A 24,570-nucleotide genomic window follows, 5' to 3' on the forward strand; every position below is an offset into this window, starting at 1 on the left:
CGGGCGGACACGTCGTTTCGTGCCCGCCTGTGCTCTGCGGCCGGGGCCCACGCCTGTGGGTCAGGGCCCGTCCTGCGGCTGGGGCCCGGTTCTGGGCCTGGGGCTGAACCCGGGCCCTTGTTCTGGACCCTTGCCCCGAGCCTCGGCCAGGACCCGGGTCCGTCGCTTCGGTCTCCCCTCGGGCTCGCGGATCGGGCCGTGGTGAGGCCAGGCGCCCATGGGGCACGGCTCAGCCCTGCCGGGCCGCGGCCTCGCCGATGAGGTCGCGCACCGCGCCCAGCGCCGCGGCCCGGTCCGCGGGCACCAGCCCGATACGGGTGCGCCGGTCGAGCAGGTCGGCCTCGTCGAGGGCTCCCTCGTGACGCAGGGCCCACACCAGCTCCGCCCCGGTCACGGGGTGGCCGGGCAGCAGACGCTCCCCGAGCCGGGGGTCCAGGTCGGCCAGGGCCTGCACGGCCGGTGCCTCCGTGCCGTAGCGCCGTACCAGGCGGCGCGGTGCCCGCAGCGCGGCGAGGACGTGCGGCGCGGCGGCGCCGACCAGCGGCAGGGCGGCGGTGGTGGAGGGCCCGGCGGCGAGGCCCCGGGCGGCGACGGCGGCGTCCACGGCGTCCTCGGCCATGCGCCGGTACGTGGTGAGCTTGCCGCCGACCACGGTGGTCACACCCTCCGCCGAGGTGAGCACGGCGTGCCGGCGGGAGATGTCCGCGGTCCGCGCCCCGGCGCCGGGCCGGTCCTGCGACGTGGTGTCCAGCAGCGGACGCAGGCCCGCGAAGGCGCCGACCACGTCCTCGCGGTGGACGGGCACGTCCAGGACGGAGCCGAGCACGTCGAGCAGGAAGCCGATGTCGGTCTCCGGCACCTCCGGAACGTCCGGGACCGGGCCGTCCACGGGCTCGTCGGTCAGCCCCACGTAGACCCGGCCGTCCCCCTGGGGCAGGACGAGGACGAAGCGGTTGGTCTCCCCGGGGATCGGGACGTGCAGTCCCGCGGGCAGCGGGCCGAGGTGGTCCGAGCGCAGCACCAGGTGGGTGCCGCGGGAGGGCCGGATCCGGATGCCGTCCACGAGGCCGCCGGCCCACACCCCGGAGGCGTTGATCACCGCCCGGGCGCGGATCTCGCCCTCCTCGCCGGTGACTTCGTCCCGGATCCGGGCGCCGGACGAGGTGAGCTCCAGCGCCCGTACCCGGGTCAGGATCCGGGCGCCGTGCGCGGCGGCGGTGCGGGCCAGGGCGGTCACCAGCCGGGCGTCGTCGGTGAGCCGGCCGTCCCAGGACAGCAGGCCGCCGCGCAGCCCGGCGGAGCGCAGCGCCGGGGCCAGGTGGCGGGTCTCGACGGCGGACAGCCGGCGGGGTGCGGGCAGCGTCGCCCGGGCCGTACGCGCGGTCAGCCGGAGCGTGTCGCCGGCCCGGAACCCGGCCCAGGCCAGCGTGGCCCGGGCGCGGGAGACCAGCGGTGTCAGCGGCAGCACGAACGGCTGGGCGCGCACCAGGTGCGGGGCGGTGCGCTCCATCAGCACGCCGCGCTCCACCGCGCTCTCGTGGGCGACGTCGAGCTGGGCGGAGGCGAGGTAGCGCAGGCCGCCGTGGATGAGCTTGGAGCTCCACCGGGAGGTGCCGAAGGCCAGGTCGTGGGCGTCCACGGCGACGACGCTCAGGCCCCGGGCGGCGGCGTCCAGGGCGGCGCCGGCGCCGGTCGCGCCGAGGCCGACGACCAGGACGTCGACGACCGGGCCGCCCACGGTGTCGGTCAGTTCCCGCGAGCGCCGCGCGCCGGACAGGGCGGCGCCGGCGGCGGGACTGCTGGTGGGGCTCATGGCGTGAGGGTCCTCTCGAGGATGGTCCGCAGCTCCGCGAGGAAGGCGGCGGAGGTCAGGTCGGGGTCGTCCTCGTCGGTCATCGTCCGCAGGGACAGGGCGAAGGACTGCACGACCAGCAGCACGGACCGCGCCTGCCGCTCGGGGGGCGCCGTCCGCACCGACCCGTCGGCGTGCCCCTCCCGCAGCGCGGCGGCCAGCAGCTCCAGCAGGGCCTCCTGGCTCGCCCCGCGCCGGTCCAGCACGTAGGGCAGCAGCAGCTCGGGGTCGACGTCGACGATCTTGCGGAAGAGGGGGTGGGCGCGGAACGCCTCCACCCCCGTCACCAGCCCCTCGACGATGCGCGGGCGGGTGTCCAGCCCGGGCCGGGGCGCGGGGATGGCCCCCGTGGCGACGGCGATCCACTCCCGGGTCATCAGGTCGCCGACCAGGGACCGCACGTCGGGCCAGCGCCGGTAGAGCGTCATCCGGGAGACGCCGGCGCGGCGGGCCACGTCGGTCATGGTCGTACGGCGGACGCCGACGGCCAGGACGCAGTCGCGTACGGCGTCGAGGACCGCGTCGTTGTCCGAGGAGTTCGGCCGGCTCGAGTGGTTGTGACGATTAGGCGCCATGTGTAACAGTGTAACGCCAGTGAGGCCGCACGGGCGGCATCCCCCGCATCGACCGGTGAGGACGACAGGCAATGGACATGCTGTGGAACGGCTGGGGCGACCCGGCCCGCGCGACGCCGCTGCCCGACACCGTGACCGGGCTGCTGCGCGATCTGCTCGGCGTCAAGGAGAACGGCGCCGCCCCCGTCCGCCTGGAGGAGATCGACGTTCCCGCCGCCCTGGACGACCCGGCCCGCCGGGCGCTGCTCGCCGCCGTCGGCGACCGCACCGACCGGGTGCGCACGGACGCCGAGACCCGCGTCCGGCACACCCGCGGCAAGTCCACTCCCGACCTGCTGCGCATGCGCGGGGGCGACGTCCGCGACACCCCGGCCGCCGTCGTCCTGCCCGGCAGCCACGAGGAGGTGCTGGCGGTCATGCGGGCCTGCGCCGGCCACGGCCTGGCGCTCGTCCCGTTCGGCGGCGGCACCTCCGTCGTCGGCGGCCTCGCCCCCGGCCGGCCGGGCCCCTTCGTCGCCCTCGACCTGCGGCACATGAACCGCCTGCTCGACCTCGACCCGGTCTCCCGCACCGCCACGCTGCAACCCGGTCTGCGCGCCCCCGAGGCCGAGGCCCTGCTCGCCGAACACGGCTACACCCTCGGCCACTTCCCCCAGTCCTACGAGTGGGCCACCATCGGCGGCTTCGCCGCGACCCGTTCCAGCGGACAGGCCTCCGCCGGGTACGGACGCTTCGACGAGATGGTGCTGGGTCTGACCCTCGCCACCCCCGAGGGCACCCTCGACACGGGCCGCGCCCCCCGCTCCGCGGCCGGCCCCGACCTGCGCCAGCTCGTGCTGGGCTCGGAAGGCGCGTTCGGCGTCATCACCTCCGTGACCGTGCGGATCCGGCCGGTGCCGGACGTCCGCCGCTACGAGGGCTGGCGCTTCGCCTCCTTCGACGAGGGCGCCGCCGCGCTGCGCCGGCTCGCCCAGGACGGCCCGCGCCCGACGGTGCTGCGGCTGTCCGACGAGACCGAGACCCTGATCGGCCTGGCCCAGCCCGACGCCATCGGCGCCTCCCTCGCCGAACAGGACGCCGGATGCCTCGCGATCGTCGGCTTCGAGGGCACCGAACAGGACACCGTCCACCGCCGCGAGACGGCAGCGGCCGTACTCGCCGAGTGCGGCGGCACGTTCGCCGGCGGGGAACCGGGGGAGCGGTGGGCGCACGGCCGGTACTCCGCGCCCTATCTGCGCGACTCCCTGCTGGACGCCGGGGCGCTCGCCGAGACCCTGGAGACCGCGGCCTACTGGTCCCGGATCCCCGGGCTGTACACCGCCGTCCGCGACGCGCTCACGACGACGCTCACCGAGGCCGGCACCCCGCCGCTGGTCATGTGCCACATCTCGCACGTCTACGAGAACGGCGCCTCGCTGTACTTCACCGTCGTCTGCGCCCAGGGCGACGACGCGGTGGCGCACTGGACGCGGGCCAAGCACGCCGCCAACGAGGCGATCCTCGACGCCGGCGGCACCATCACCCACCACCACGCGGTCGGCACCGACCACCGCGACTGGTACCTCCGGGAGGCGGGCCCCCTCGGCATCGAGGCCCTGCGCGCCGTCAAGCGGCGCCTGGACCCGGCGGGGCTGCTCAACCCGGGCGTGCTCCTGCCGGGCGACTAGGACCCGCCGAGGGCCACGTTCCCCCGGCCCGGACACCCGGCCCCGCCGGCCGGCCCCCGGCCGCCCCGTGAGACAACAGTCCGGCACCACCCGTCAGCCCGGAGGCACATCGATGCGACAGTTCACCGCCGTCGTCAACCCCACCGCGGGCGGCGCCACCTCGGCCGCCGCGCTGCTCGGGGTGGCCCGGCTGCTGCGGGAGGCGGGCGCCGAACTGGAGACCGAGTACAGCCGCAGCCTCGCGCACGCCCGGGACGTCGCCCGGCAGGCCGGGGAGCGGGGCCGGGTGGTGCTCGCCGTCGGCGGGGACGGGATGGCCGGCGGGATCGGCGGCGCCCTCAGCGGCACCGGCGCCGTGCTGGGCCTCGTCCCGGCGGGCCGCGGCAACGACTTCGCCCGCGCGCTGCGCCTGCCCACCGAGCCCGAAGCCCTCGCCGAGCTGCTGCTGCACGCAGAGCCGCGCCCCGTCGACACCATCGAGGTCACCTCCGCCGTCCACGACCGCTCCGTCGTGCTCGGCAGCGTCTACGCGGGCGTCGACGCGCTCGCCAACCGCCACGCCAACCACGCGCGCCTGCTGCGCGGCACCGCCTCCTACTACGCGGGCGCCCTGCGCGCGATCACCACCTGGCGCCCGACGCGCTACCGGGTCACCGTCGACGGACAGGAGCACGCCTTCACCGGCTACACCGTGGTGGCCGCCAACTCCGGCTACTACGGCTCCAACCGCCTCATCGCCCCCGCCGCCGAGGTGGACGACGGCCTGCTGGAGATCGTGATGATCCACCACGCGCCGCGACGGCTGTTCTTCGCCCTGATGAACGAACTCGCCTCCGGCGCCCACGTCCACCGCCCCCAGGTGCACGTCCTGCGCGGCAAGGAGGTCCGCATCGAGGCCGACCGGGCCGTGCCCTACGGCGCCGACGGCGAGGTGGAGGCCGTCGTCCCCGTCACGGCCAGGGTGCTTCCCGCAGCGCTGCGCGTCCTGCGCTGATCACGCCGGAGGGCCGGCCGCCGACATCGGCGACCGGCCCTGTGGACGTGCGGATCAGCCCCGGGGAGTGGTGAAGCGTTCCCACACCCGGTGGGAGCCCAGCAGCCGCGTGACCTGCTCCAGCGCGGCGGTGCCGGACTCGGCGACGACCACGCCCGCAGCGTCGGCGGGCACGCCCGACGCGGCGAGCGCGGTCTCGCCGCCGGCCCAGACACCGATCGCCTTGCCGTGCCGGAACGCCTCCGACAGCAGCAGGCTCACCCGCGGGTCGATCGACCCCGGCCCCGTGGGCGCCGGCGCCGCCTTGTAGTCCCGCGGCGTGTACGCGTCGCCGCCCATCGCGGGCGTCCCCGCCACCAGGACGGCGTCGAACTCCACCGACCGGGCGGTGACATAGCTGCGCTGGACGGTCACCGCCGCGTCGCCCGAGCCGAGGGCGCCGCCCGTCGGCGCCACGACGAGCGGCACCATCCCGGCACTCAGCACCGCCTCCCGCACGGCCGTCACACCCTCCAGGTCGGCCCCGCTGGTCACGATGCCGATGACGCGTCCCTCGGTCGGCCAGGTCCCGCCGACCTGGGACAGCGCCGGGCTGGGCTCGACGTCGGCCAGGGGCACGGTCGGCTTCGGGGCGGGCAGGCCGAGGCCCTCGGCGACCCCCGCGCACAGCTCGGGGTCGATGTTGGCCAGGACCTGGAGCGTGCGCTCCCTGATGGACTGCTCGTAGCACTTGCCGAGCTCGAAGGTGTAGGCGCCGATGATGTGCTCGCGCTCCACGGGGCTCATGCTCAGCCAGAACCGGCGCGGCTGGCTGAAGTGGTCCGCGAACGACTCCGGAGCCTCCCGCACCTTCGACGCCTCCGGGATCCGGACCGGTGCCTCGACGTACGCGCCCATGTCCGCGCCGGCGGTGAACGGGCAGCCGCCGTCGAGGGAGTTGGGGCGGTACGGCGCAACACCCCGGTGCACCGCCGTCTGGTGCATGCCGTCGCGCAGCATGTCGTTGACCGGCGCCTGCGGCCGGTTGATCGGCAGCTGCGGGAAGTTGGGGCCGCCCAGCCGCGTGATCTGCGTGTCCAGGTAGGAGAACAGCCGTCCGGCCAGCAGCGGGTCATCGGTGATGTCGATGCCCGGCACCAGGTGTCCGACGTGGAAGGCGACCTGCTCCGTCTCGGCGAAGAAGTTGGACGGATTGCGGTTGAGGGTCAGCAGCCCGACCGGCTGCACCGGAGCGAGCTCCTCGGGCACGAGGTTCGTCGGGTCCAGCAGGTCGATGCCCTCGAAGGTCTGCTCCGGGGTGTCGGGGAAGGTCTGGATGCCCAGCTCCCACTGCGGGTACGCGCCCGCCTCGATGGCGTCGGCGAGGTCGCGGCGGTGGAAGTCCGGGTCGACGCCGTTGATGATCTGCGCCTCGTCCCACACCAGGGAGTGCACACCCAGCTTGGGCTTCCAGTGGAACTTCACCAGCGTCGTGGCGCCCTCGGCGTTGACCAGACGGAAGGTGTGGACGCCGAAGCCCTCCATCATCCGGTAGGACCGCGGGATGCCGCGGTCGCCCATGAAGAAGATGGTGTGGTGCGTCGCCTCGGTGTGCAGCGAGACGAAGTCCCAGAAGGTGTCGTGCGCGCTCTGCGCCTGCGGGATCTCCCGGTCGGGGTGCGGCTTCGCCGCGTGCACGACGTCCGGGAACTTGATGCCGTCCTGGATGAAGAAGACCGGGATGTTGTTGCCGACCAGGTCGAAGACGCCCTCACTGGTGTAGAACTTCGTCGCGAAACCCCGGGTGTCCCGCACGGTGTCCGCCGATCCGCGGGAGCCGACCACCGTGGAGAAGCGGGTGAACACCGGCGTCTCCACGTCCGCGGCGAGGAAGCCCGCCTTGGTCACCGAGGCCGCCGTGCCGTAGCTCTGGAACACCCCGTGCGCGCCCGCGCCCCGGGCGTGGACCACGCGCTCCGGGATGCGCTCGTGATCGAAGTGCATGACCTTCTCGCGCAGGTGATGGTCCTGCAGCAGTACCGGTCCGCGTGGCCCGGCCTTCAGCGAGTGGTCCGTGTCGTACAGCCGCGTGCCCTGCGCGTTCGTCAGATAGCTCCCGGACTGGGCGACCCGGGCCTGGTCGGCACCGGTGGGCTGCCCGGTCGGCGACACCGTGTCCGGACCGCTCTGGTCCGGCTTCGGGGGCAGCGGCTCGCGGGGCGTGGTGGGTTCGGCGACCGGCGGCGACTCGGGGCCGGGCTTGCCGGGCACCCCGTCCGCCGGCCCGCCGCTGCCTCCCTGCAGGCTCTCGGTGACCTTGTGGGCTACCCGCTTGAGGGGGTTGGCCTCGCTCATCAGCCTTTTCTCCGTTCTGGGCGGGCCGCTTCACGCGGCCGGTCGTCTTCGAGTACCGACTGCCGTGGTGGGCCGTGACCGCGTACCCAGCCACCGGGACTCAAGGCATGCGAGATCGCGGCGGAACGCGGGATCCGCGTGCGCACGGACGACGACCGCTCCACCGCCTTCGATACGCTCGGTCGCCGTCACCCCGCCCGGACGGTGCGCGGCGCGAACTCCGGCGGACTCCACCGGGGCGGCGCACGGCACGGACCCGGCCGGCGGGTCCGGGCACGACGCGCGACGCCTTGTGCATGGGGACTCCTTCTCGCCGGTGGCCGTACCAGCGTCACCGGCCCCAGGTCGGCGCGCCACCGGAGACGGGCGCACGAGGGAGGCCCCCGGCCGGCGCGATGCCGGTCGGGGGCCTCGATGTCGTCCGGTTCACCCGTGGGCGACCCGCACCGGCTCGAACGAGACCCGCGTGCGCTCACCGCCGTCCGCCCAGACCACCTCGGCACCGGTGCCGTCGGCCATGACCTCCGTGACGGCGTCCGCCAGTGGCCCGGGGCCCGGTTCACCGGTGAGGGCGGCCAGACAGACGTGCAGCGAGGTGCCGCCCGCGTCGCCGGACAGCCGGGGCAGCTCCGCCCACGGGGCGTACGCGGTGCCCTGCGGGGCGCGGACGGTCTCCGGCTCGGGACTCCAGCCGTGCAGCCCGTGCAGCGCCGAGACCAGCGGCTCGTCGGGTCCGGTGGCCCACCCGGTGTGGGTGAGGCGGGCCCCGGCCGGGGCGCCGGTCACCCGGTGCACCCGCAGCTCGTACGGCCCCCGCGCCACGGTCACGCTCTCCACCCGCAGCCCCGGCACCATCGGCGGCCCGCCCGCGAAGACGGGCCGGTGCCAGGACGCCGCCCAACCCCAGCCGTCGCCGTGCCCCGCGCCGAGGGGATGGATCCGGCGGCGCACACTGCGCCGGCCGTTCACCTCCACCGACAGGTGGTTGTCCGCGACGTTGCCGAGGGCCGTCGGGCCGGTGCGGGTCGAGTACGCCTGCCGGCCGTAGTGCGGGTCGTCCTCGGCGGCCGACTCGCCCTCGTGCGGCCGGACATGGTCGCTGCCGTGGTTGTGCAGCCGTACGATCCCGTCGCCGCGGGTCGACTGCACCAGCAGCCCGGGCGCGGGCAGGGCCAGCACCCGGTCGGCCTCCTCGACCGGCGCGGGCTCCTCGACGGCCGTCCACAGCGGGTGACCGGCGGGCGCGAGCAGCGACACGAACGCCTTGGACGCCCAATAGGGGGACGCCGGACCGGAGTACGTCTGGAGCGTCGCCTCGTGCGGCCCGTGCCAGCCCAGGCTGAGCAGCCCGTCGTCGGTGAGCGCCCCGCGCTCCAGGAAGTACCGCAGACTGCCGCTGGCCAGCCGCCGCGAGGCGCCCGGCGTCAGCGGCGTGTGCCCGGTCAGCGTGCCGAGGCCCACCGCCGAGGAGGCGGCGAAGCGGTACGACAGCGACCGGCCGAAGTGCAGCGGCGCCCCGTCCGCGCCGAACATCGACGCGAACCCGTCGAGGTGCGCGCGCAACCGGTCGCCGTAGTGCGCGGCGAGGCCGCTGTCGCCGCCCAGGTGGGCGTCGAGCACCGGGTACAGGTGCAGCGCCCAGCCGTTGTAGTGGTCGAAGGCGCGTCCGTCGCCGTCGGCGTACCAGCCCTCGCCCCGGTACCAGCCCTCCATCAGCTCCAGCGCCCGCCGCCGGGCCGCGGCCGTCTCGGCGTCGCCACGGCCGACCGACTCCAGGAACCCGGCGACCGTATACGGGAAGAGGTACCAGTTGTTCGGCGCGGGAACGTGACGCAGCGCCCCGCGCAGCCACTCCTCCACCCGGTCCTGCACCCCGGCGTCGAGGTTCTTCCACAGCCACGGCGCGGTCAGCCTCAGGCCGAGCGCGACCGACGCCGACTCGACCATCGGCTGGCCCTGCACCTCGTGGTCGAGGATCAGCGGCCAGGACTCGGTGTCGTCGCGGCCGGGCGTGCGGGTGCCCGAGGCCAGGCCGCGTGCGTAACGGTCCAGCCAGCCGTGCGGATCGTCGCCGCCGGCGCCCGCGACCCGGAAGGCCGCCGCGAGGAACGTCCGTGCGAACCCCTCCAGCCCGTCGGAGCGCACGCCCGAGCGCGAGGGGCGTCCCGGCAGGTCGAGCAGGGCACAGCCCGGCGTGCTCCAGCGCCACGCCGCCCACAGCAGACCGTCCGCGACGGCCTCCCAGTGGGCACGGGTGTACCCCGTGAAGGGGCTCAGCGCACGGTCCTCGGTGGGCAGTTCGAACGGGATGCTCATGCCAGGAACGCCAGCCTTTCGCGTCGTACGGGATGGAGGAAGCCGGCACCGGACGCCCAGCGGGCGGTCTCGGCGAGGGCGAGGTCGGCCAGGCGGCGCCACTCGTTGCCCTCGGAACCGGCGAGGTGCGGGGTGATCAGCGCGTTGTCGCAGTCCCACAGCGGATGCTCCGGCGGCAGCACCTCGGGGTCGGTGACGTCCAGCACGGCCCGGATCCGGCCCGCGAGGACGGCGTCGGTGAGCGCCTCCTGGTCGAGGACCGCGCCGCGCGAGGTGTTGATCAGCACGCCCCCGGCCGGCATCGCGTCGATGAGCGCACGGCCGACCAGGCCACGCGTCTCGGGCAGCAGCGGCGTGTGCACGCTGACGGTGTCGCAGCGCGCGAACAGTTCCGGCAGCCCGACGCGTTCGACGCCGAGCGCGGCGGCGTCCGCGTCGCTGACGTACGGGTCGTGCAGCAGGACCTCGACGTCGTGCGGGCGCAGCAGCTCGATGACCCGGCGGCCGATCAGCGACGCCGACAGGATGCCGACCGTGCGGCGGTAGTTGCCGACGCCGCGCGGGGTGCGCAGCCAGTTGCCGCGGGTGCGGGACAGCCGGAAGTCGCGGGCTCGTTCCAGCACCCGCTTGCCGGTCAGCAGGATCATGCCGAGGGTGTACTCGGCCACCGGTACGGCGTTGGCCGCGGCGGCCGAGGAGACCTCGATCCCGCGTTCCCAGCACGCGTCGGTGACATGGCCGCGGACGCTGCCCGCCGTGTGCACCACGGCCCGCAGCCGCGGCGCCGTCCGCAGCACCGACGCGTCCAGCGGCGGACAGCCCCAGCCGGTGATCAGCAGGTCGGCGCCGGCCAGGAGCGACCTGGCGCGCGGGGTCGACAGGTCGTCCAGCGCGGGCAGCGGGGCGAGGTCGCAGACCCGGCGGAAGGCGCCGAGCGACTCGGGATCGAGGACGGCCTCGGCGGCGTCCCGGGACATGGCCACGACGGCCCGGGGGCGGGATCCGCGGCCGGGGGTGTCGGGGGCGTGCACGGTCACTTGACGGCTCCGGCGGTCAGCCCGCTCCGCCAGAAGCGCTGGAGCAGGACGAAGGCGAGGATGAGCGGCAGTACGGCCAGCAGCGACCCCATGATGACCACCGGGTAGTACTCCGGCGAGACGGACGCCGAACTGTTCCACTGGTACAGGCCGAGGCTGACGGGATACAGGTCCTGGTCGGACAGCATCACCATGGGCAGGAAGAAGTTGTTCCAGATCGCGGTGAGCTGGAAGAGGAAGACGGTGATCAGCCCGGGGCCGAGCATCCGCAGCGCCACGCGCACATACGTGGTCAGCTCGCCCGCCCCGTCCACCCGCGCCGCCTCCAGCACCTCGTCGGGTACGTAGCCCCGGCTGAACATGCGGCCGAGGTAGACGCCGAACGGGTTGAACAGCACCGGGATGAACACCGCCCAGAAGGTGTTGACCAGTCCGGCCGCGGACGCCATCAGGTACAGCGGCAGCGCGAGGACGGTCTGCGGCACCATGACCGCCGCCAGCACCAGGCCGAACAGCTTCTCCTTGTGCCGGAAGCGGTACTTGTCGAAGGCGTAGCCGCAGGCGACGCTCAGCAGCGAGCCCACCGCGGCGCCGAGGACCGCGTACAGCAGGCTGTTGAGGTACCAGCGGCCGTACAGCCCGCCGTCCATGGCGAACAGGTCCTGGAAGTTGCGCACGAAGGAGAAGTCGCTCAGGGACAGCAGGTCGCTGCTGAACAGCGCGTCCCGGCTCTTGGAGGCGGCGAGCACCAGCCACAGCACGGGCAGCAGCGTGTAGAGGACGGAGACCGCGACGACCACGTTGACCGTCGTACGGCCCAGCAGTCCCGGGCGGAGCAGGGAGCTGTCGGTGGCGCTCATCGGGCCTCCTCGGCGGAGTCGGCGCGGCTGGTGAAGCGGGTGACGCCGTAGGACAGGGCGATGGTGCAGACGAGCAGGACGACCGAGGCGGCCGCCGCCAGGCTGTAGTTGGTGCGGGTGAACGCCGCGTCGTAGATGTACATGCTCGGCGAGAACCGGGAGTTGATCATGGGGGAGGACTGGCTGAGCAGCATGGGCTCGGTGAAGAGCTGGAGCGCCCAGATCAGGGTGAAGATGGCGACCATGACGATCGAGGCGCGCACCAGCGGAGTCTTCACCTGGAGCGCGGTGCGTACCGGCCCGGCGCCGTCGACCACCGACGCCTCGATCACCTCGCGGGGCACGGCCTGCAGGGCGGCGTAGAAGACCACCATGTTGTAGCCGAGGTTGCTCCACAGGGCGATGTTGACGATGGACGGGATCACCGTGTGGATGCCGAGGAAGTCGATCGTGACGTCGGCGCGGGCGAACAGGTCGATCACCGGGCTGATGCCCGGCGTGTACAGGTACAGCCAGATCAGGGCCGCGATGATGCCCGGTACGGCGTGCGGCAGGAACAGGCCCAGCTGGGCGAAGGCGCGCAGCCGCACCACGCCCGAGTCGAGCAGCAGGGCGAGGGCGAGCGCGCCGGCGACCATGAGGGGGATGTAGATCAGGCAGTACAGCGCGACCGTGCCGAGCCCGCCGAGGAAGGTGGGGTCGGTGAGGACGGCCGCGTAGCTGCGCAGGCCGACGAAGACGGTGCGTTCGGGGCCGAAGCCGAGGCCGGGCTGGTCGTCGCTGAAGAAGCTGAGGTAGACGGCCGTGCCGACGGGGATCAGGAAGACGGTGACCAGCAGGGCGAAGAAGGGCGTCATCAGGACGCCGCACGCGGTCAGTCGGCGGCGTCCGGCCGCCCTGCGGGCGCGCAGGCCCGCGGCGGCGGACTCCGGGCCGGTGGTGCGCGCGGTGCCGGCCGGCACCCGGGGCTGAGTGGTCGTGGTCATGGGGGTGTCACCTGCCTTTCGTCGGCTCAGGTGCTGCGCTGGGTGGTGGACAGGCCGAGGGCCTTGAGGTCGGGCATGGTGCCTTCCTGCGCCGTGCGCAGGGACTGGACCAGGGAGCCCTGGCCGGCGCCGACCCGGGCGAAGGAGTCCTGCATGACCTTCTGGGTGGCGCTCATCCGCGGGCCCCACAGCCAGCCCTCGCCGATCTTCGGGGCCTCCTGCTCGAAGAGGCCGTAGATGTCCTGTCCGCCGTAGTAGGACCGGTCGAAGGCCTCGCGCCCCACCGACACCAGACCGGGGGCGGCCGGGTACTGGCTGCTGGTGCCGCTGGACAGACGGGCGCGCAGGGCGTCGGGGTGGGAGACCTGCCACTCGATGAACTCCATGGCGGCCTCGGGGTGGCGGCTGTCCTTGGTGACGGCGAAGGTGGAGCCGCCGTGCATGCCGACGGAAGGGCCGGCGGTGTCCCACTGCGGCAGCGGGGCGATCCGCCACTGCCCCTTCTGTCCGGGCCGCGCGTTCATCTGGGCGCCCGCGTCCCAGGCGCCGCTGAGCCGGGTGAGGACCAGTCCGTTGCCGAGCTGCGCGTCGGACTGCCTGCTCTCCACGGCGTTCATGAAGACGTCGTCCCGGTCGATGAGCCGCTGCCAGTAGTCCGCGACCCGCCGGGAGGGCGCGTCGGCGAGGGAGACGTTCCAGGCACCGCGCGAGGTGTCGAACCACTGGGCACCCGCCTGCCAGGCGTACGCCGCGAACTGGGTCATCCCGTCGGTGGGGAACAGCACCAGCCGCCGCCCGGGTGCCGTGCGGCGCACGGTGGCGGCCTGCTCGGCGAACTCGTCCCAGGTGCGCGCCGGCCGGAGGCCGTAGTGGTCGAACAGATCGGCGCGGTAGTGCATCACCATGGGCTCGACGTCCAGCGGCACGCTGAACACCCGGCCCTCGAAGGTGGTCTGGCCGAGCGCCTGCGGCAGCAGCTTGCGGCGCAGGCCGTCGCCGACCAGGTCGGTGATGTCGCGGGCGACGCCGTCGATGGCGTATCCCGGCACCTGCGGATACTCGATGGTGGCGACGTCGGGCGCGTTGCCGGCCCGGGCGGCGTTGCTGAGCTTGGCGTATCCGCCCTGCCCGCCGGAGGGGATCTGCTGGAACTCCACCTGGATGTTCCGGTGCGTGCGGTTGAAGGCGTCGACCACCTCCTGGCTGCCGCGCAGGGCGGACCAGAAGGTGATGCGGGTGGTGGTGCCCGTGCGGGCCGACGAGGCGCCGTTCCCTCCGTGGCAGGCGCTTGTGGCTCCTGTCAGGGGTACGGCGGCCATCGCGGCGAGCACGGAGCGACGGCTGGGTCGTCCGGGCATGGCGGCTCCCACGGCTCCTGCGTGCCCGCGGCTGCGGGCACGGCTGTTGGGGACACGGGAATCCTGGACCGGCCCGACACAAACGGTCAATAGATCGATCAGAGGAAAATAAAGCGTTCAAACGCTCATCCTGTCGGCCGTCCACCGTCGGCCACCCGCCGGGTCGACCCCCGCACCATCAGCCGCGGCAACAGCTCGACGCGCCGCGCGGGCCGCCCCCCGGCCTCCCGCAGCCGCGCGAGCAGCAGCTCGGCGGCCACCCGGCCGACCTCCGCGCGGGGCGGGGACACGGCCGTCAGCGGCGGCGTGGCGAGCCCGGCCACCACGTCGTCGTACGCCACGACCGAGCAGTCCTCGGGCACCCGTACCGCCTCGTCCGCCAGCCGTTGCACGATCATCAACGCGTCCACGTCGCCGTGCAGCACGACCGCCGTCGCCCCCGTCGAGCGCAGCAGCACCGGCAGCTCGGCCGTCTCCTGGGCGGAGTACGGACCCTCGGGCCCCGACTCCGGTGCGCTCAGCGCCCACGCCCAGTGCTCCACCAGCGGATGGGCCCCGGCGATCTCGGCGAACGCGGCCCGCAGGGTGCGCGCCGTCGGACTGTCGTCCCGGGTCGCGAACACGATGCGCCGGTGACCGAGTCCCACCAGGTGCTCCACGGCCAGGTGCGCCCCGTACCAGTGGTCCGAGCACACCGAGTCCAGCACGTGCGGTGCGCTGCCGCGTCGCGGCCGGCGTTCCATCAGCACCGTCGGCACGTCCAGCCCCGCCAGCCACCCGTAGTCGGCCTCCTCGGCGGCCAGGCTGCTCCACCGGGGCGCGAGCAGCAGCCCCCGGGCGCCGTCCTCCAGGGCCCGCTCGACCAGCGGGCGTTCGGCGCCGGCCGCCTGGGGCGCGATGTGCAGCGCGAGGCGCACACCCGCCTCCTCCAGCACCGTGCGGGCGCCGTGCAGCGTCTCGTTCAGGTACGAGTGCCGCTCCGGCACCACCACGGCCACCCGGTCGCCGTCGGCGAGGTCGCGGGTCAACACCTCGGCGGCGGGCAGCGTGGAGCGGACGACACCGTGTCCGCGCCGCAGCCTGCCCTCCCGCGTCAGCTCCTCCACGTCCCGGCGGACCGTCACCACCGAGACCTGCAACTCGTCGGCGAGGTCGCGCACCCGCGCGGTACCGCGCGCCTGGACCGCCGCCAGGATCCGCTGCCGCCTGACATCGACCGGCTCCCGCATCAGGACTCCCCACCCGCAGATGTTCGTTTGAGCGATTCGGCGTCATCATAACGATCGCTCGTGCCGGGTGTGTGCGCCTCGGAGTACCGGACTACGGCTCGGGGTCCGCGAGCAGCGGACCCAGCGGGCCCAGGTCGAGGTTGAGGTCGCCGCGGCTCAGGCCGTGCTGCGCGCACAGGTCGTCCATGCGCCGGTCGAGCAGCATCAGCGCCGTGCCCAGCCGGTCCTCCTGCTCGGCGCTGAGCGTGCCCTCGTCGAAACGGCGCACGGCCTGGCGTTCCATGAGCTGTCGCAGCAGCTCGACGACGGTGAGCACCAGCGCGGCCAGGTCGTTCGTGACGCGCTCGGGGTCCAGGTCGAGGGCGTGTGCACGGGGCGCGGTCACAGCGGCCCGCTGTCCGGCCACGGCGCGGGCACACGTTCGTTCACCGACGACAGCAGGGCGTGCAGGGAGATCCGCACCAGGGGGACGTCGGCGATGGCCAGGACCAGGTCCCCGCTGACGACGACGCCGGTCGCCAGCACGCGGTCCAGGAGGTCGACCAGGGGCACCCCGACCGGCGCGTAGGGCTCGGGCCCGCCCCAGGGCACGGGCGCCGGGCCCGGCGTACGGGTGTCCGCGGCGGTCACGAGCGGGCCTCCTGCCGGGTGTGCTCCCGCCGGGCCCGGTCCGGTTCCTCGTCCCAGCGGGCGAAGGAGTACGGGATCCACGGGCCCGAGGCGCTGATCTCGACGGTGGGGTACGGACGGTCCGTGGTGAGCCCGGCCAGCGCGCGGGCGAAGGCGGCGCCCTCCGCGTCTTCCACGAGGTAGGCGCAGTTCAGCAGTTGAGGGGAGCGCCGGCCCGTCAGCCGCTCGCTCTGCGGACGGTGCCGGGTCGCCGCGACGGCGTACCTCCGCAGTTCCGCGTCCACGGCCTCCGCCTCGGCCAGGGCCTTCGCGTGCGCGCCCTGCCGGTCGCGGCTCCGCGCGCTGGCCCGGCTCAGGTAGGCACGACCGCCCGTGCCGGCGCCGGCAGGAGTGAGCGCCGCCTTGGAGGCGGGTCCGGCGGCGTGCACCTTCACCGCCCATTCCGTGCGGCCGTGCAGACGGTCGAGCAGTGCGCTCAGCTCCGCCGCACGGGAGGCGACCGCCTGCCGCGCACTCCGGTCGCCGCGGTAGAGGGTCGCCAGCGGCAGCGGGACGACGGAGCGGCCCTGACCGACCGCGGCCTCGACGCCCCGGTGGTGGGCGCGGGCGCACCGTTCCAGGTCGTCGGGCCGGCCCAGGCGCTCCGCCAGTGCCTCGTCGTCGAACAGGGCCGTGGGGACGTCCTGGACGAGCAGGCACAGGCCCTCCGCGTGCAGCACGCGCAGCGGGCCGCCCTCCTCGTGACCGGTCGTCGCGGCCAGGACGGCGGGGTCCGGCGGGGTGCGGGTGACGGCGAACGCGCAGACGAGACCCCAGGCCGCGGGGCCGGCCGGGCGCCCGTTCACCGGACGGCTCCCGTCGGCTCCTCGGCCGCCTCCGCCAATGCGTCGAGCTGGGCCCGCAACCGGGCGTTCTCCTCGGCGAGCTCGTCCCGCGCGGCCCGCGACGACAGCGCCGGGTCGGTCTCCCACCAGTCGATGCCCGCCTTCTTCGCGGTGTCCACCGAGGCGATGAACAGCCGCAGCCGGATGGTGAGCAGCTCGATGTCGAGCAGGTCGATCTTGATGTCGCCGGCGATCACGATGCCCTTGTCGAGGACCCGTTCCAGCAGGTCCGCGAGGCTGCCCGAGGCGAGGTCGCAGAGCTCGGTGTCCGGCCCCCTGTACCGGTGGTCGACGTCGGTCACTGCGTACTCCCCATGGCGTCAGCGATACGGGCGGGCACGTTCGTCGTCGTCATACTCGTCCTCGTCCGCCTCGTCCTCGTCGTCGTACTCACCTTCTTCACCCTCGTCCTCGGCGGCGTTCTCACCTTCGTCCTCGTACTCGGCACCGTCCTCGTCCTCCGCCTCCTCGGCGTCCTCGTCCCCCTCCTGGTAGTCGTCGGCGTTCTCCTCCTCCATCGCCTCCTCGTGGCTCTTGACGACCTCTCCGTCGCGGATCTCGCCGCGCCAGCCCTCCACCTCCTCGTCGTCCATGAGGGTGACGTGCCGCGCGAAGTGCTTCAGGTCCAGCCGCAGCCGGCGTCCCTGGGCGCGCCACAGGTTGCCGGTCTTCTCGAAGAAGCCCGCCGGGTAGTACTCGACGACCACGACGACCCGGGTCAGCCGGGGCCCCAGCTCGTGGAAGCTGACCGCGCCGCGTGTGCTGCCCTTGGCGCCCTCGGAGGTCCAGACGATCCGTTCGTCGGGGACCTGCTCCTGCACGGTCGCCTTCCAACTGCGGCTCGACGGGCCCACCTTGACGTTCCAGTCGGAGGTGACCTCGTCGGCGGGGGTGACGCTGCGGACGCCCTTGGTGAACGAGCTGAAGTCCTGGAGCTGGGTCCACTGGTCGTAGACGGTGCGCAGGGGAACGCCGATGTCGACGGTCTCCATGATGTGCGTCGCCTTGATGCTGCCGCCCTGGGCTCCGCGCCGGCCCTTGCCCCGCCGACCGGAACCCCCGCCACCCCCGGCCGATTCGGTCAGCCGGTCGGTCAGACCGCCGACCCGCTCACCCGCCTTGCCCGCGAGGCTGTGCCCGGCGGCGGAGAGGTAGCCGCCGAGAGCGTCCTTCACGTCGCCCAGGGGGGACGACGTGCCGCTCCCCTGTCCGGTGGGGCTCATCCGCTGCCACCTCCCCGGCGGTTCCCCGACGGTACGGCCTTCTTGGCGGCGGCCTTCTTCGCCGGTGGCTTCCCGCCGGGCGCGGCCTTGCGCGGGGGAGCCTTCCGCGGCGGCGCGGGGGCGGGCTCGCGGTCCTCTTCCTCTTCCTCGTCGTCGAAGTACTCGGCCTCGTCCGTGGCGTCGTACTCGTCGTACTCGTCGTGGTCGTCGTACTCGTCGTACTCGTCGTACTCGTCCTCCGGCTCCTGGGCCCCGTCGTCCCGTCGGCCTCCGCCGCCGCCGTTGAGTGCGTCGGTGCGGTCGCGGAGGGTTTCCGCGAGGCCGGTGAGCCGGCGGTTCGCCGCGGCGGTGACGGCCGTGCGTCCGGCGGTCAGCAGCTCACCGCGCACCTGGTCCGACAGCTCCTGGAACTGCGGCGCCAGTTGAAGCCTGCTCAACCCCTGGGAGAGGACCTGGCCAGGGGAGAGCCCCAGGCGCCGCCCCGCCAGGTAGGAACCGACCGCGAAGGCCAGTTTCGCCTTCTTCGTGCGGCCGAGGAGATATCCGCCCGCCATGGCCGCCGCCAGGGCCGCCTTGCTGTCGTTCATACGGGCCTTCCGTGCGCTGGATCCGTGCTGGTGGTGCGGCCGGTGGGCCGGACCGGGCGGTCGAGGAGGGCGAGCAGGCGCTCCTCCTCCCGTTCGAAGGCCGCCTCGTCGATGGCCCCCGCGTCCAGGGCCCGGTTGAGCGCGGCCAGACGGGCCTGGACGGCGCGCGGGTCGTGGACCTGGCGCCGGGCTTCCTGGAGCAGGTGGTCGGCGATCCACGCGGTGCCCCGCACCGGGGCCAGGGGCAGCAGGAGGAGACCGCTCACGATGCCCACCGCGTCACCGCCCGGCCGGGGCGGGGGACGGGTCGACGAAGCTGTAGCAGGGCAGGGGCCCGGTCACACTGAGGGCCAGACGGTCCCCGCGGTCACGGGCGCACGCGTCGACCGCCTGCCGGAACCGCGGTTCGTCGGCGGAGCGCAGCAGGAACGACGCGCTCAGCACCTGCTCGTCGTCGGTCGGTCCCCCCACGGTGCGCACGGCGAGCGGGGTCAGGTGGTCGAGGACCTCCTGGGCCGCGCGCCGTGCCTCGCGGCGGACGGCCCGGGCGAGCGCCTCGCCGAGCCGGACGTTGGCCTCGTAGTCCGGCCGGCGCCGTGTGCGCAGGGCCAGGGCCCGCAGCTTCTCGTCCCGGCGCACCAGATCGGCGAAGCTGCCGGGCACGACCGCTCCCTTGACGTTGAGCTCGACGCACCCCCGGACGCCGTCGAGCTGCCGTGCCAGGTGGGCGGCGTCGCAGCGCAGCTGGGCGAGCAGGACGTCCGGACGGGGACTGAGGACCGCGAACCGCATGGGCAGCAGTGGCCCCTGCGCGGCCAGTTCGTCCAGCACCGCCTGATGGGCCATCAGGTCGCGGCGCCGGGGCCGGACTCGCGGGGGCGTGGCCGAGACGGCCGCGCACAGGCCGGACTCGGTGAGCAGCCGCACGGGGGCACCGCCGACGCCGGGGGAGCGGGGTGTGCGGACCCCGTCGGGGGCGATGCCGTAGACGTACAGGGCGGCCCCGGTCTCCGGGACGGCGGCGGTGGTGGTGGCGATGGGGGCTGTGGCATGCACGGTCATTCCTCCTCCGTTCCCGTGCGCCGGCGCGGGCGGCTGCGCGGGCGGTCGTCGTCACCGCGGGGGCGCCCGGCCGGACGGCTCCGGGGGCGCTGGGCCCGCTCCTCGCGTTCGCGGACGGGCGGGCCGGTACGGCGGCGGGGCAGGGGCTCCTCCAGCTCCTCCTCGTCCGTCGCCGGCTCCGGTTCCTCGGGCGTGAGGATGCCCCGCACCCGGTCGGTCAGGGAGCGCGTCCCCCGCTTGGCGGCCGCCCGGCCCACGGTCTTGGCGACCGGCCCGCCGAACAGCTCGGGGACGGTCTTGGAGCGCACGTCGTGCTCCAGGTCCAGGCGGTTGCAGGCCTCCGCGAAGCGCAGGTAGGTGTCGACGCTCGCGACCACGATGCGGGCGTCCACCTTGAGGATCTCGATGCCGACCAGGGAGACGCGCACGAAGACGTCGATCACCATGCCGCGGTCGAGGATGAGTTCCAGGACGTCGTAGAGCGTTCCGGCGCGGGGCGCGCAGACGACCTCGTCGTCATAGGTGATCATCGGTGGTCCTTCCGGGGTCGGGCCGGGGGCCCGGTCACTGGTCCTGGGCACCGCGCCGGTAGCGGGCGACCCGGCGGTACCGCAGCAGGTCGCCCGCCGCGTCCAGCTCGACCTCGTAGGTGGCGAGCAGGCTGGTGGTGTCCGGGATGCGCGCCACCTCCAGCACGTCCACGTTGACGATCCAGCCGTCGTCCTCGCTCCGGCACACCGCGGAGACTCCCTCCAGGCGGTGCCGGATCAGCTCGGACAGGGCGTCCGCGGCGCGCTGGGCGGCGTCCCGGGCGCCCCGCACGGCACGCTCGCGCGTGGTCGTGGACGTCGTGCCGCGTCGTCGCTCGCCAGGTTCTGTCATGCAGCCCACTCTGGCCGCGCCTCCCGGTCCGCGCGTCCGCAGTTACCCCATCCGGGCACAAGTGGGCCCCCGGTCACCGCGAGGTGACACGCGGGGGTGCCGGTGGCGGGGGTTCGGGCGACAGGGGTTCAGGCGCCGGGCGTCCCGGTGGGCCGGCGCCGGCAGTGCAGGAAGACGTGCGGTTCGGGCCCGGCGTCCGGGTGGGCCGGGGTGAACAGCAGCTCCTCCCGCTCCAGGACCTCCAGGCCGGCGCCCTCGGCCACGGCGGCCAGGCCCGGCGCGGTGAAGCTGGTCACGCGCACGGGCTGCCCCATGAAGATGGCGTCGACGCCCTCCACGTCCAGCGGAACGGTGGCGAGGACCAGGTACCCCGACGGGGTCAGCGCCCGTGCGAGGCGCCGGACGACGTCCGCCTGCTCCCGCCGGTCCAGCTGGAGCAGCGCGAAGTACACGCAGACCGCGTCGAACGAGCCGTCCGCGAGCGGCACGTCACGGATGTCGGCACACCGGAACGAGGCGTCCGGCACCTGCCGGGCGGCCAGCTCCACCATGACGGGGGAGACGTCGACGCCCACGACCCGGTGACCGGCGCCCGCGAGGGTCTCGGCCGTGGGCCGTCCGGTGCCGCTGCCCACGTCCAGCACCCGGCTGCCCGGCGCGAGCCGCCCGAGCAGCCACTCCAGCGAGCGACGGTGCGCCGGCGAACCGGCGAACGCCTTCTCGTAGTCGGCGCCCAGCGCGTCGAACACGGCGGCGGGCGGCCGTTGCTGTCCGTCGGTCACGGGGGTCCCTTCGGTGGGTGAGCCGGTGCCGGGATCATCGTCCATCGCGGGAGAGCCGCAGACAAGGGCTCCGCCGGCCGCCCTACCGGGCGGCGTCGTCCGGCGCCGTCCCCGGCTCCGCCGTCCTGCGGTGCACGGCGGCCTTGACGCGGTCCGGCAGGACCTTGTCGGCCACGCCCTGCGCCCTGGTCCTCGCCGAGCCGGTGACCACCTTCCCGCGGCCCTTCATGACGGCGTCGAACGCCTGCTCGGCGACCTGCGCGGGATCGTCCTTGCCCATGGTGCCGACCTTGGTGTCCTCCATGCCGGCCCGCCGGAAGAAGTCGGTGTCCGTCGGTCCCGGCATGAAGGAGGTGACCGTGACGCCGGTGTCCCTGACCTCCTCCTGCAGTGCTTGGGCGAAGGACTGCACGAAGGACGTGGACGCGTCGTAGACGGACTGGAAGGCCCCCGGCATCGTCGAGGCGACGGACGACGTGAACATCAGCCGGCCCACGCCGCGCGCCACCATGCCGCGCAGCAGGGGTTTGGCCAGCCGCACCGTCGAGGTCACGTCGAGGTCGATCACGGACTGGTCGTCGGCCGGGTCGGTGTCCACGAACGCGCCGCCCCGCCCCACGCCCGCGTTGAGGGCCGCCACGTCCACCACGAGACCGGCGGTGGCCGCGACCAGCCGGTCGACGCCGCCGGGGTCCCGCAGGTCCGCGCGGACGGCCCGTACCTCCACGCCGGTCTCCCGCAGCCGCTCAGCGGCGTGTTCGAGCCGGTCGTCCTCGGCGTTGACCACCAGGTCGTGGCCGTGCTCCGCGAACAGCCGGGCGAGCTCGTAGCCGATGCCGCCGGACGCCCCGGTGACGAGGGCGAGCGGCCTGCCGCCGTCACCCACCGCTTCCGCCGGGTCCACTGGTCGTCCCTTCAGTGCAGCGCCTGGTACACCGACGCCGTGGTGAACCCGTACACGACGTGCGGCACGATGTCCGACACCCAGGACGTCCGGTCCCACTGCTTCGGGTCGGTCACCCCGAGCGCGGCGGCCGGCACGTCGCTGCTCACCATGGCGGCGGCACCGAGCACCGGCCCGGCCACCCAGTCCGGCAGCGGTCCGCGCCGGCGGCGCAGCACGCCGTAGGCCGCGCCGACCCCGAGGCCGGTGGCGTAGCCGAGCAGGGCGCCGACGGCCTGTTCGCGGTGGGGCTTCGTCTCCTCGTCGCCGAGCACCAGCCCGACCCGGTCGGCGACCCGGTCCGCGACCTCGGCCGGCATGTCGCTGGACCCCCGGCCGCGCAGCAGCATGTCGCCGTACGTGGTGAGGTTCAGCGCGACGGTCCCCGCCGCGCCGGCGACCAGGCCCTTGATCAGTGACTGCATCCCGGAACTCCCTCGGACGGGCGCGGTGGCGCACGACGGTCACGACGGGCCCCGGGTTCCCCTCTCGTGGCCGCCTAACAGAACCCGGGTCCGGGCACCTCACGGCCCGCCCTCATGCGGAACGGGGCCGGGCCCCGTCCAGCGCCAGGTCCACCAGCCCCCGCACGAGCGCCTCGTCCAGGGGTGCCCCGCTGAGCAGGACCCGGACGAACAGCGGACCGCTCACGGCCTCGATCAGCAGACCCGGGTCGGTGTCCGCCGCCAGCTCGCCACGCTCGATGCCGCGCCGGACCATCACGACGGCGCGGTCGAGGCGGTCGCTCCAGTAGGGGCCGCGCCGGTCGTCGAGGGTGTCGTCGTGCTCGACGCCGATCCGGAGCAGGGCGTGCCCCTGGGCGGTGCCGAGCAGCCCGGCCAGCGAGGAGAAGAAGGCGAGCAGGTCGTCCCGTACGCGCCCGGTGTCCGGAACCGGCAGCGCGGAGTCGAGTTCCGTGTTCAGGGCGTCCAGGATCAGGTTCTCGCGGGTGCCCCAGCGGCGGTAGACCGACGTCTCGTGCACTCCGGCCGCGCGGGCGACGGCCCCCACGGTCGCCCCTGCCAGGCCCTGGCTGGACAGCAGTTCCACCGCGGCGGCGAGCACGGCCTGCCGCATCCGCTCCCCACGGCGGCGCAGGGGCGGGGCGGCGGATTCCGGAGACGTCATCGCACCAGCCTAAAGCAGGTCGACTTGCGTTGGGTGTACGGTTAACGCAAGTCGACCTGCGATGGACCGGTGGGGCCCGTGCGGGGTCGCCTTCGCACCGAGGAGGTCCTGTCATGGCGCAGATGCTCGCCGCCCGCCTGCACGTCCCGAGCCGCACCCTGCGGCTGGAGGAGGTGCCCCGCCCCCAGCCCGGGCCGGGCGAGGTACTCGTCAAGGTCGAGGCGGCCGGGGTGTGCCTGTCCGACGTCCACCTCATCGACGGCACGCTCACCCCGCTGCTCCTGCGGGGCGACACCGTCACCCTCGGCCACGAGGTCTCCGGCACGATCGCCGAGGTCGGCGACGGCGTCACCGCCTGGGCACCCGGACAGCGCGTCGTGCTGTACGCCGGTGAGGTCCGCGACGGCGTCACCTACACCCGGGGCGTCGACTACGACGGCGGCTGGGCCGAGTACGCGCTGTCCGCCGCGACCGCCCTGACCCCGCTGCCCGACGTCATCCCCTTCGACCAGGGCGCGATCATCCCCGACGCCGTGTCCACCCCGTGGGGCGCCATCACCGAGACCGGCGGCGTCCGCCCCGCCGAGGCGGTCGGCGTGTGGGGCGTCGGCGGGCTCGGCGTGCACGCCGTGCAGCTGCTGCGCGCCGTGGGAGCCTGCCCGGTCGTCGCCGTCGACCCCAACCCGGTGGCGCGCGAGCGTGCCCTGGCCGCCGGGGCCGACCTCGCCCTGGACTCCGCCGACATGGACCTGCGCGAGGCCGTCGGGGCGGTGACCGGCGGGGCGGGGCTCGCCGCCGCCTTCGACTTCGCGGGCGTGCCCGCCGTGCGCGAGCAGGCGCTCTCCGTCCTGGCGCCGAAGGGCCGTCTGGTGCTGGTGGGCCTGACCGACAAGCCGCTCAGCGTCACGGACGGCACCCGCTTCAGCTACCTCCAGCAGCGGATCCTCGGCCACTACGGCTCCGACATGCCGGTGGCCCTGCCCCAGCTGCTCCGGCTGATCCAGGGCGGACGGCTGGACTTCTCCGGGTCCATCAGCGGGGTGCTGCCGCTGGCCGAGGCCGCCGAGGCGGTCGCCCGGCTGGAGGAGAAGGAGGGCAATCCGATCCGGCTGATCCTGCGCCCGTGAGGTGAGGGATTCCTGAGAATCCACGAGGCGGTTGAACGTCGGCGCCCCCGACTCCGTATGGAGCCGGGGGCATTTCATGCCCGGGACCGCCACGACGCACGACGTAGGAGCACG

The 24,570-nt window shown here is 74.2% G+C and carries 26 protein-coding genes; 3 read left to right on the forward strand and 23 right to left on the reverse strand.

All coding sequences use genetic code 11. The features are described 5' to 3' along the window. Nucleotides 1–229: 229 nt before the first annotated feature. Together IEZ05_RS26250 and IEZ05_RS26255 are read right to left on the reverse strand one after the other, a co-directional pair. Entirely contained in the window at nt 230–1,813 is a 1,584-nt protein-coding gene (locus IEZ05_RS26250) for a glycerol-3-phosphate dehydrogenase/oxidase (RefSeq protein ID WP_189232723.1), read from the reverse strand. Continuing rightward, complete coding sequence (locus tag IEZ05_RS26255) at nt 1,810–2,427, reverse strand: TetR/AcrR family transcriptional regulator (RefSeq protein WP_189232724.1); 618 nt, start codon at nt 2,425–2,427, stop codon at nt 1,810–1,812. Before IEZ05_RS26255 ends, IEZ05_RS26250 begins: the two co-directional genes overlap by 4 nt. 71 nt (nt 2,428–2,498) lie before the next feature. Between IEZ05_RS26255 and IEZ05_RS26260 the strand changes: the two genes are divergently transcribed. Together IEZ05_RS26260 and IEZ05_RS26265 are read left to right on the forward strand one after the other, a co-directional pair. After that, nucleotides 2,499–4,094 (forward strand): FAD-binding oxidoreductase, encoded by a 1,596-nt coding sequence (locus IEZ05_RS26260; protein ID WP_189232725.1) that lies wholly within the window; start codon nt 2,499–2,501, stop codon nt 4,092–4,094. A gap of 112 nt (nt 4,095–4,206) precedes the next feature. Next, the gene (locus IEZ05_RS26265; protein WP_189232726.1) at nt 4,207–5,088 is read left to right on the forward strand and encodes a YegS/Rv2252/BmrU family lipid kinase; all 882 of its coding nucleotides are present in this window, start codon (nt 4,207–4,209) and stop codon (nt 5,086–5,088) included. A 54-nt stretch (nt 5,089–5,142) separates the two neighbouring features. Here IEZ05_RS26265 and IEZ05_RS26270 read toward each other — a convergent pair whose 3' ends face one another. From IEZ05_RS26270 to IEZ05_RS26370, 21 genes are all read right to left on the reverse strand, one after another. After that, entirely contained in the window at nt 5,143–7,422 is a 2,280-nt protein-coding gene (locus IEZ05_RS26270) for a catalase (protein WP_189232727.1), read from the reverse strand. Nucleotides 7,423–7,848: 426 nt separating this feature from the next. Beyond that, nucleotides 7,849–9,738, reverse strand: a complete 1,890-nt coding sequence (locus IEZ05_RS26275; RefSeq protein WP_189232728.1) for a DUF2264 domain-containing protein — start codon at nt 9,736–9,738, stop codon at nt 7,849–7,851. After that, the gene (locus IEZ05_RS26280) at nt 9,735–10,715 is read right to left on the reverse strand and encodes a hydroxyacid dehydrogenase (RefSeq protein ID WP_189232788.1); all 981 of its coding nucleotides are present in this window, start codon (nt 10,713–10,715) and stop codon (nt 9,735–9,737) included. Before IEZ05_RS26280 ends, IEZ05_RS26275 begins: the two co-directional genes overlap by 4 nt. A gap of 56 nt (nt 10,716–10,771) precedes the next feature. Beyond that, nucleotides 10,772–11,635, reverse strand: a complete 864-nt coding sequence (locus IEZ05_RS26285; protein WP_189232729.1) for a carbohydrate ABC transporter permease — start codon at nt 11,633–11,635, stop codon at nt 10,772–10,774. Then, nucleotides 11,632–12,621, reverse strand: coding sequence for a carbohydrate ABC transporter permease (locus tag IEZ05_RS26290; RefSeq protein WP_189232730.1), 990 nt, complete (start codon nt 12,619–12,621; stop codon nt 11,632–11,634). Before IEZ05_RS26290 ends, IEZ05_RS26285 begins: the two co-directional genes overlap by 4 nt. A gap of 26 nt (nt 12,622–12,647) precedes the next feature. Next, nucleotides 12,648–13,979, reverse strand: coding sequence for an ABC transporter substrate-binding protein (locus tag IEZ05_RS26295; RefSeq protein WP_189232731.1), 1,332 nt, complete (start codon nt 13,977–13,979; stop codon nt 12,648–12,650). 125 nt (nt 13,980–14,104) lie between these two features. Next, entirely contained in the window at nt 14,105–15,208 is a 1,104-nt protein-coding gene (locus IEZ05_RS26300) for a substrate-binding domain-containing protein (protein ID WP_189232732.1), read from the reverse strand. A gap of 91 nt (nt 15,209–15,299) precedes the next feature. Continuing rightward, nucleotides 15,300–15,593 (reverse strand): gas vesicle protein K, encoded by a 294-nt coding sequence (locus tag IEZ05_RS26305; RefSeq protein ID WP_189232733.1) that lies wholly within the window; start codon nt 15,591–15,593, stop codon nt 15,300–15,302. After that, the gene (locus IEZ05_RS26310; protein ID WP_055421623.1) at nt 15,590–15,799 is read right to left on the reverse strand and encodes a gas vesicle protein; all 210 of its coding nucleotides are present in this window, start codon (nt 15,797–15,799) and stop codon (nt 15,590–15,592) included. Before IEZ05_RS26310 ends, IEZ05_RS26305 begins: the two co-directional genes overlap by 4 nt. Nucleotides 15,800–15,834: 35 nt before the next feature. Beyond that, the gene (locus tag IEZ05_RS26315) at nt 15,835–16,683 is read right to left on the reverse strand and encodes a GvpL/GvpF family gas vesicle protein (RefSeq protein WP_189232734.1); all 849 of its coding nucleotides are present in this window, start codon (nt 16,681–16,683) and stop codon (nt 15,835–15,837) included. After that, entirely contained in the window at nt 16,680–17,024 is a 345-nt protein-coding gene (locus tag IEZ05_RS26320; protein ID WP_189232735.1) for a gas vesicle protein, read from the reverse strand. Before IEZ05_RS26320 ends, IEZ05_RS26315 begins: the two co-directional genes overlap by 4 nt. 18 nt (nt 17,025–17,042) lie before the next feature. Continuing rightward, nucleotides 17,043–17,945 (reverse strand): SRPBCC family protein, encoded by a 903-nt coding sequence (locus IEZ05_RS26325; protein ID WP_189232736.1) that lies wholly within the window; start codon nt 17,943–17,945, stop codon nt 17,043–17,045. After that, the gene (locus IEZ05_RS26330; RefSeq protein WP_189232737.1) at nt 17,942–18,532 is read right to left on the reverse strand and encodes a hypothetical protein; all 591 of its coding nucleotides are present in this window, start codon (nt 18,530–18,532) and stop codon (nt 17,942–17,944) included. The genes IEZ05_RS26325 and IEZ05_RS26330 overlap by 4 nt, the downstream gene beginning before the upstream one ends. Continuing rightward, nucleotides 18,529–18,807 (reverse strand): gas vesicle protein GvpG, encoded by a 279-nt coding sequence (locus IEZ05_RS26335; RefSeq protein ID WP_189232738.1) that lies wholly within the window; start codon nt 18,805–18,807, stop codon nt 18,529–18,531. Before IEZ05_RS26335 ends, IEZ05_RS26330 begins: the two co-directional genes overlap by 4 nt. A gap of 4 nt (nt 18,808–18,811) precedes the next feature. Next, complete coding sequence (locus IEZ05_RS26340; RefSeq protein WP_229869860.1) at nt 18,812–19,588, reverse strand: GvpL/GvpF family gas vesicle protein; 777 nt, start codon at nt 19,586–19,588, stop codon at nt 18,812–18,814. Nucleotides 19,589–19,590: 2 nt separating this feature from the next. Beyond that, nucleotides 19,591–20,124, reverse strand: coding sequence for a gas vesicle protein GvpJ (gene gvpJ, locus IEZ05_RS26345; RefSeq protein WP_189232740.1), 534 nt, complete (start codon nt 20,122–20,124; stop codon nt 19,591–19,593). 34 nt (nt 20,125–20,158) lie between these two features. Continuing rightward, a complete protein-coding gene (gene gvpO / locus IEZ05_RS26350; RefSeq protein WP_189232741.1) occupies nt 20,159–20,476 on the reverse strand; it encodes a gas vesicle protein GvpO in 318 nt (105 codons plus the stop codon). 128 nt (nt 20,477–20,604) lie between these two features. Further along, on the reverse strand, nt 20,605–21,303 hold the full coding sequence (locus IEZ05_RS26355; protein WP_189232742.1) for a class I SAM-dependent methyltransferase: 699 nt from the start codon (nt 21,301–21,303) through the stop codon (nt 20,605–20,607). 37 nt (nt 21,304–21,340) lie between these two features. Then, on the reverse strand, nt 21,341–22,162 hold the full coding sequence (locus IEZ05_RS26360) for an SDR family NAD(P)-dependent oxidoreductase (RefSeq protein ID WP_229869862.1): 822 nt from the start codon (nt 22,160–22,162) through the stop codon (nt 21,341–21,343). 11 nt (nt 22,163–22,173) lie between these two features. Then, the gene (locus IEZ05_RS26365) at nt 22,174–22,626 is read right to left on the reverse strand and encodes a hypothetical protein (RefSeq protein ID WP_189232743.1); all 453 of its coding nucleotides are present in this window, start codon (nt 22,624–22,626) and stop codon (nt 22,174–22,176) included. 112 nt (nt 22,627–22,738) lie between these two features. After that, nucleotides 22,739–23,329 carry a TetR/AcrR family transcriptional regulator gene (locus tag IEZ05_RS26370; RefSeq protein WP_189232744.1) on the reverse strand — a complete coding sequence of 197 codons (591 nt, stop codon included), beginning with the start codon at nt 23,327–23,329 and terminating at the stop codon, nt 22,739–22,741. A 113-nt stretch (nt 23,330–23,442) separates the two neighbouring features. On the opposite strand from IEZ05_RS26370, the gene IEZ05_RS26375 reads away from it, so the two are divergent. After that, a complete protein-coding gene (locus IEZ05_RS26375; protein WP_189232745.1) occupies nt 23,443–24,456 on the forward strand; it encodes a zinc-binding dehydrogenase in 1,014 nt (337 codons plus the stop codon). Nucleotides 24,457–24,570: the final 114 nt, after the last annotated feature.

Origin of the sequence: Streptomyces flaveolus (genome assembly GCF_014648815.1) — a bacterium.
In the GTDB taxonomy this organism is placed as follows: Bacteria; Actinomycetota; Actinomycetes; order Streptomycetales; family Streptomycetaceae; genus Streptomyces; species Streptomyces flaveolus.